The sequence below is a fragment of the Defluviitoga sp. genome, from assembly GCF_035349255.1.
Classification (GTDB): domain Bacteria; phylum Thermotogota; class Thermotogae; order Petrotogales; family Petrotogaceae; genus Defluviitoga.
The window spans coordinates 1-6943 of the sequence record NZ_DAOPSE010000047.1 but is presented as its reverse complement, the minus strand read 5'-3'; the positions used below and the strand labels follow the sequence as shown (position 1 = coordinate 6943).

The 6943-nt window shown below is 35.0% G+C and carries 7 protein-coding genes; all 7 read right to left on the bottom strand.

From position 1 onward, the window contains the following. Window positions 1-107: 107 nt before the first annotated feature. Window positions 108-1055, bottom strand: coding sequence for a branched-chain amino acid ABC transporter permease (locus PKN74_RS07505; RefSeq protein ID WP_472310147.1), 948 nt, complete (start codon window positions 1053-1055; stop codon window positions 108-110). After that, window positions 1055-1978, bottom strand: a complete 924-nt coding sequence (locus PKN74_RS07500) for a branched-chain amino acid ABC transporter permease (protein WP_472310145.1) — start codon at window positions 1976-1978, stop codon at window positions 1055-1057. The genes PKN74_RS07505 and PKN74_RS07500 overlap by 1 nt, the downstream gene beginning before the upstream one ends. 104 nt (window positions 1979-2082) lie before the next feature. Continuing rightward, on the bottom strand, window positions 2083-3315 hold the full coding sequence (locus tag PKN74_RS07495) for an ABC transporter substrate-binding protein (RefSeq protein WP_472310143.1): 1233 nt from the start codon (window positions 3313-3315) through the stop codon (window positions 2083-2085). Between the two features lie 92 nt (window positions 3316-3407). Continuing rightward, window positions 3408-4613, bottom strand: a complete 1206-nt coding sequence (locus tag PKN74_RS07490; RefSeq protein WP_472310141.1) for an acetyl-CoA C-acetyltransferase — start codon at window positions 4611-4613, stop codon at window positions 3408-3410. Window positions 4614-4633: 20 nt separating this feature from the next. Further along, window positions 4634-5950 (bottom strand): acetyl-CoA hydrolase/transferase family protein, encoded by a 1317-nt coding sequence (locus PKN74_RS07485; protein ID WP_472310139.1) that lies wholly within the window; start codon window positions 5948-5950, stop codon window positions 4634-4636. A gap of 27 nt (window positions 5951-5977) precedes the next feature. After that, on the bottom strand, window positions 5978-6724 hold the full coding sequence (gene fabG, locus PKN74_RS07480) for a 3-oxoacyl-[acyl-carrier-protein] reductase (protein ID WP_472310137.1): 747 nt from the start codon (window positions 6722-6724) through the stop codon (window positions 5978-5980). A gap of 28 nt (window positions 6725-6752) precedes the next feature. Continuing rightward, window positions 6753-6943: 3-oxoacyl-[acyl-carrier-protein] synthase III C-terminal domain-containing protein (locus PKN74_RS07475; RefSeq protein ID WP_472310135.1), on the bottom strand; the 191-nt coding region annotated here is incomplete at its 5' end.

Below are 6943 nucleotides of genomic sequence, written 5' to 3'. Positions count from 1 at the left end.
TTCTTTACTAAATTGATAGTCTTTAGAATAACCATAGAATATTCCTCCTAGTCATACATATTAGTTACTTTTTTGTTGGACTTTCAAATTTTATTATCGTTCTTTCCCTACTCCGATAAACTCAACTTTTCAATTTTATAAGTTACTAATCTATCTTTTGTTGAACCATATATTCCTTTTGGTAAAAACAAAATTATTAACACTATCATAATCCCGTAAATTATTTGGTGACCATAAGGCATAAAAAGTTTCAAGTATTCTGAAGCAAAACCTAAAACTACAGCTCCAATTACAGATCCCCACGTTGAATAAATTCCGCCAACAAGAGCCATAGCCATTGGTAATAGCAGAAAATCTAAAGAAAAAGTCGTTTCTGGAGAAACAAATCCATATTGTTGAGTATAAATTGCGCCTGCCATTCCTTGAAGTGCAGAACTTATTATAAAAACGAATAGTAAGTAACCCAAAATGTTTATACCGCTCGACCTTGCAATTATTTCGTCGTTTCTTATTGAATTTATTGCAAAATGAATCTTTGTTCTGTTGAATATTTCCGATATTAAAATGGTTATTAAAGCTAGAGATAATATTAACCAATATGTTTTTGTTGAATCTCCATTAAATATAACATTTGGGATAACTTTTCCACTGGCACCCCCTGTAAGTCTAGGCATATTTCTTATAATGACTGAAAAGACCATAGTAATAGCTAAAGTTGTAATAGAAAAATAGATATCTCTGAGTTTAAGCACGGCAAAACCTAACCCCAGAGCAATTAAAGCCACAAAAAAACCTGCAAAAAGTATACTTACTAGCGGATTAAATCCAAACCTTGAACAGGTAATTATTGAGGCGTATGATCCGACTCCAAAAAAACCTGCAACCCCAAATGATAATTGACCTGTCCTTAACATCATATCCCAACTGAGTGCTAAACTCATATAAATAAAAATTGTCATTAATACATGTAATAAATAAGCTCCTATAAAATAAGGTAAAAATATCATTAAAATAATAGCTAACAGAGTTATTATGAGAAAAAGTCTTTTTTTCATCATTCCGGCCTCCTATAAGCATTCAAAAGTATTACAGCTATCAAAATGCCAAAGAATACTACATCTGACCATCCCTCATATCCTGGTATAGACTGCACAATTGCTTCAGCAATTCCTAAAGTTATCCCTCCTATCAGGATACCATTCAAGTTTCCCAATCCAGCCATAGCAGCTAGAGCAAAAGATTTTAAAGTATAAGAATTACCCGATAAAGGAAATATAGCGGTTCGTGGCAACATAACAGCTGCAGAAATCCCAATAATTCCAAATGCTATACTAAAAACTACAAGATAAACTACATTTGTATTAATTCCGACTATTTCAGCACCTTTCGGATTTTGTCCAACTGCAGAAGCTGCTTGGCCTAATCTTGTTTTTTTCAAAAAAAATTGTAAAATAACAAGAACAGCTATCGCCATTGCCGGATATATAAATTCGTACATACCAATAGACATGTTTCCTAGGGTTACAGAAGAAGATGCGTATGAAGTATAAACACTTCTAGGTCTGGTTGTCCATATAATTTTAATCAATTCAATTATAATCATCGATATACCAAAAGTTAGCAATAATTGATTTAAATGGCCCGCTTTTAATACATTTTTAATTAAAATTGAATAAAGAACTGTTCCTAAACCAAACAGTATAAAAAAAAGAGGAATCATAGAAATAATCGGATCAATTGACCAAGAACTATAGAATATATATCCAATATACAAACCTAAAGTCAAAAAATCTCCATGAGCTAAATTTAAAATGCCTACAATTCCCAGTATTAAAGCTAAAGGTAAACCTATCAGAGAATACAAACCACCTCTTTGTATCCCATAAACCAAAGCTAGAGGTTTCCAAATCCCTACAATAATTAAAAAGATGATAAAAGCAATTAGGGTCTTCTTTAAACTTTTATTAGTTTTTTCCAAGTTCAACACCACCTTGATAGCTAATATAAGTTATCTGATATGGAATGGGGCTGGATCAATTATCCAGCCTCCATCCTTACTAATTCAATTGTTCAGAATATAATTTATTTTCCAAATTTAAAAGGATACACTAGTTGAGTTGTAGCTAGATCCAAGGGCCATATTACTTCTTGCTTCCCATTTTGCCACTGTAATATTTTTTGATACTTGAACCCTTGATTTTTAATAATTCTGCTTGGTTCTATCTTTAATACCTCTCCAAGAGGAGATTCATACTCTATGGTTCTTAAAGCCTCAATAATAGCATTTTTATCCAATGATCCTGCTTTTTTAATACCCTCTACCAAGAAATAAATATTCGTATATCCTAAAGGTGCGAAATATGTTGCAGGCTCTTCTTTCCACATTTCTACATAAGAGTCATAAAAGTGTTTTGCTACTGAACTAACTTCATTTAGAGTTGGTGCCCACATACCATACAAAATTACGTTGTTCGAAAGTGGATTTTTTCCAAAATCTGCTGGCCATCCTGGAGGTGCACCAACAAATAGCGGGGGTTGAAAATTGACTTCTCTAGCTTGAGCAACTATAGGAATTGCATCTGCATCATATCCAGCCCATATAAAAAGATCTGGATTAAAAGATTTTGCTTGGTTTAGCATTGCCCTATAATCTCCCCCACCAAGTGCTGCACTCTTAAAAGATGCCCCTTTAAATTCTTTTAACACTTCTTTCCAAGAACCTTCTCCTCTTTTTGCTTCTTCATATAAATCGATGTAAGAAGTGTAAGAATCTGTCCCAAAAGCTCCTTCTTCATAAGCTAGAAAGACTTTTTCTATTTTAACTTCAGGATAAGCATGTACGATTTCTGTCCAACCTACACCATAACCTTCACCTTGTTGATAATCCCATGGATGTAGATGGAAATACCAATCAGCGTCAGGCCCCATAGCTATTTCTGCTTGATGAGATGCTGCGCCAATCCAAACAGTGATTTTTTGATATTTTTTCAAGATTGGTACCTGAGCAAGATGAACCCCACTGCCCATGCCACCAACAAAAAAATCAACATTTTCTACTGTTGCAAGTCTTTCAATAGCAGCAGCTCCTTTTGCTGGATTCATTTCATCGTCTATAACTATGAGTTCTATGGGTCTACCTAATACTCCTCCTGCGTCGTTAATCTCTTTTACCGCTAATTTCATAGCTTTTGTAGCTTGATCTCCGGTAATGTCTCCTAAGGGATTAACCGCCCCGATCTTTATAGGCTTTTCTGCAGCTAGTGCAAACGAAAACACCATCAATAAACTCATCATTACTAAAAATATTCGTTTCATGAGTTCCACCTCCTGTTTATTAAGCAAAAATCAAACTTCGTTATTTGAAACTAAATACTTTTAAAGAAATTATCAACCTCCTTGTTATGGATTTAAATGTTTCTAATGACCATAGCTGTTCCCATTCCACCACCAATACACAAAGAAGCTAAGCCAAACTCAATATTTCTCTTCTTCATTTCATGAAGCAATGTAACAACGATTCTGTTTCCGGATGCTCCAATGGGGTGACCTAGAGCGATTGCTCCACCATTCACATTAGTTCTTTGAATAAACCACTCTTTAGTTTTTCCATAGATGTTTTCTAGATCTCTCAGTACTCCAAGTGATTGAGCTGCGAACGCTTCGTTAAGTTCTATAAGGCCTATATTTTCTATGCTCATTTTGACTTTACCTAAAAGTTCTTTAATAGCAGGAACTGGACCTAACCCCATATATGCAGGCTCAACTCCAGCCTGGCTGTAACCTATTATCTCTGCAATAGGTTTTAAACCATATTTTTCAACAGCCTGTTCAGAAGCAAGTAGTACTGCACTGGCTCCATCATTTATACCAGAAGCATTTCCTGCAGTAACTGTTCCATTTTCCACAAAAGATGGCTTTAGTTTGAAAAGTTTTTCCAAACTTGTATCGAATCTGGGATATTCATCCTGCAGAAAAATAATGGTTTCTTTTTTCATTTTTATTTCAATTGGAACAATTTCATCTTTGAACTTACCTGATTCAATCGCTGCTTTAGCTCTCATTTGACTATTGAAGGCAAATTCATCTTGTTCTTCTCGACTGATATTGTATTTTTTGGCTATATTTTCTGCGGTTACCCCCATATGATAATTATTAAAAACATCAGTAAGACCATCTAATATCATGTGATCTAGTATTTCAAGGTGGCCAAATTTGCTCCCAAATCTTGATGTGTAAGGTAAAAGATATGGCGAAGTAGACATGCTTTCAATACCGGCTGCTACAACTATATCTGCGTCACCTACTTTAATATCCGATGCACCGATCATTATACTTTTCATCCCGCTTCCACACAACATATTTACTACATAACCAGGTTTCTCATTTGGTATGCCTGCATATATAGAAACCTGTCTTCCAGGGCCCATTCCATGACCAGCCATCAAAACATTCCCAACGATAACTTCATCAACATTTTCTGGTGATACCTTGGCTTCTTCTAAAACTTTTTTTGTAACTTCAGCCCCCAACTTTACAGCTGGTATATCTTTCAGGGTTCCTCCAAAAGATCCAATAGCTGTTCTTTTTGCAGAAATAATATATATTTTCCCCATGTTATACCTCCTGAGACTTTTTATATTAACCTCATTTCTTTAGCTTTTTCTTCTAATTCTTTTCTGAAATTTGGATGAGCAATTGAAATTAGTTGTTTTGCTCTTTCTCCAGCACTTCTTCCTCGAAGATGAACTATGCCCCATTCTGTAACTACGTAATCTAAATCATGTCTTGGAACCGTAACTGGAGCTCCTGGGTCTAACATTGGAACGATGGTCGATATTGTACCTTTCTTAGCCGTTGATCTTAAGGCAATTATTCCTTTACCATTTTTGCTTCTTATAGCCCCTCTATGAGTATCTAACTGACCTCCAGGCCCTGAGTACTGTTGTGTTCCGATAGCTTCAGAAACAACTTGACCAGTAAGATCAACAGAAATTGCTGTATTTAGACTTACCATATTGTCATTCAGACCAACAACATAAGGATCATTCACGTATTTTCCTCTTAACTCTAAAATACCAGGATTGTGATTAATAAAGTCGTACATTCTTTGCGTTCCTAGGGCAAAAGCTATTACAAATTTACCTCTCCAAAGAGATTTTTTCATATTTGTAATAACGCCTTTTTCAAACAGATCTATCATCGATTCTGTGAGCATTTCAGTGTGAACACCAAGATCTTTTTTATCTTCAAGCAATCTTGCAACGGCATTTGGAATTCCTCCAATACCTATTTGTATCGTAGAACCATTTGGAATCATATCTGCTATGTATTCAGCGATTCTCTTTTCTTCTTCTTTGGGTTCTGAAATAGCAAGTTCTGGAATATCCCAATCGGACTCAACTATAATGTTCACATTGTTTATGTGCCATTCGGTATCTCCATGAACAAAAGGCATCTTTTGGTTAACTTCCATAACTACAATATCTGCATTTTCTGCAATGTCTTTTTCATAAACATTTGAAATTCCCAAATTGAAATAACCTGTTTTCTCAATCATAGGGGTACACGAACCCCAAAATACTATTGTGTTTCCTTCTTCCTTCTCAGCCGTAACTTTATCCAGTCCAGCCATATGAAGGTTGTTAGGAATGAAATCTAAAATGTTCAAGTTCTCATGATATTTAGACTTTCTTGTAGAATCAGAAAAAAACCATGTATGCATTTGGAAAACATCTTCATAATCTTTATGTAGGAAGAAATCATAATATCCCATATCTAAACAAGTTACAACTTTTATTTTTTCAAAATGATCTTTGAACTTGTGAATATTACTTAAAAATCCTCGAGCTTCTGCAGCAGCCATGCTAACAATAACTGTACATCGTTTTGGTAGAGATGAAATTGCTTCTTCGATCGACATTAGCTTTTGCTTGTACTTTTCTTTCCACATCTTTAAAACCACCTTCCTTCATAAGAATTAGAGAATTGTTCCCCCATTTACATCTAAAACATGCCCTGTAATATAAGAAGATTCATCCGAAGCTAGAAATAAAACAGCGTTGGCAACTTCTTCAGGCTCCCCCATTCGCTTCAAGGTTATTTGCGCTAGAATGTTCTGCATCACTTTTTCGGGTATTGCTTCTGTCATCGGTGTTTTTATAAAACCTGGTGCTATGGCATTAACGCGTATGTTAGCTCCTTTTCTAGCTAATTCCTTTGCCCAAGTGAAGGTCATGGATATTACTCCACCTTTTGAAGCTGCATAATTCGTTTGTCCAACATTACCTCTTTCGGCCACTATAGAAGAAATATTGATAATACTGCCTTTCCCATTTTCTAACATTAAAGTTGAAACAAATTGAGTCATGTTAAAAACACCTTTTAAATTAATATTTATAACTTTATCCCAGTCATCTTCGGTCATTTTTTGAAGCAAAGCATCTCTTGTTATACCCGCGTTGTTTACCAGAACATCTATCCTTCCAAATTCTTCTTTTACCTCTTCTACGAATTTTTGAATTCCTTCCCTATTAGTGACGTCAAGTAAATAACCTCTAATGACATTTCCATTATGTCCTTGTTCCAGTTGATGTAATAACTCTTCGTTCATATCTAGAGCAAAAACTACTTTTGCACCTTCTTTAGAAAATTTTTCAACTATGCTTTTTCCAATCCCTCTTGCTCCCCCTGTGACAACACATACTTTATCTTTCAATCTATCCATCTGAAATCCTCCTTTTTATACTTATTTATCAACTCTCAATTTTTCCCCATTTTACTGTAGTAGCTGCCCAAACGAATCCCAATCCTGCTCCTACCAAAACTGCTATATCTCCATCTTTCAGCTTTCCTTCTTTCAGAGCTAATTTCATCGATAAAATTTGATCGTTTTGACCAAGATGCCCATAATCTTCTAAGTAAGTTGTTTGATTTTCATTTAACC

What these genes read in the sequence shown, in the direction of transcription:
- fabG (WP_472310137.1), bottom strand. Translation starts at nt 6,724, where the DNA reads ATGGATAGATTGAAAGATAAAGTATGTGTTGTCACAGGGGGAGCAAGA.
- PKN74_RS07495 (WP_472310143.1), bottom strand. Translation starts at nt 3,315, where the DNA reads ATGAAACGAATATTTTTAGTAATGATGAGTTTATTGATGGTGTTTTCG.
- PKN74_RS07490 (WP_472310141.1), bottom strand. Translation starts at nt 4,613, where the DNA reads ATGGGGAAAATATATATTATTTCTGCAAAAAGAACAGCTATTGGATCT.
- PKN74_RS07505 (WP_472310147.1), bottom strand. Translation starts at nt 1,055, where the DNA reads ATGAAAAAAAGACTTTTTCTCATAATAACTCTGTTAGCTATTATTTTA.
- PKN74_RS07485 (WP_472310139.1), bottom strand. Translation starts at nt 5,950, where the DNA reads ATGTGGAAAGAAAAGTACAAGCAAAAGCTAATGTCGATCGAAGAAGCA.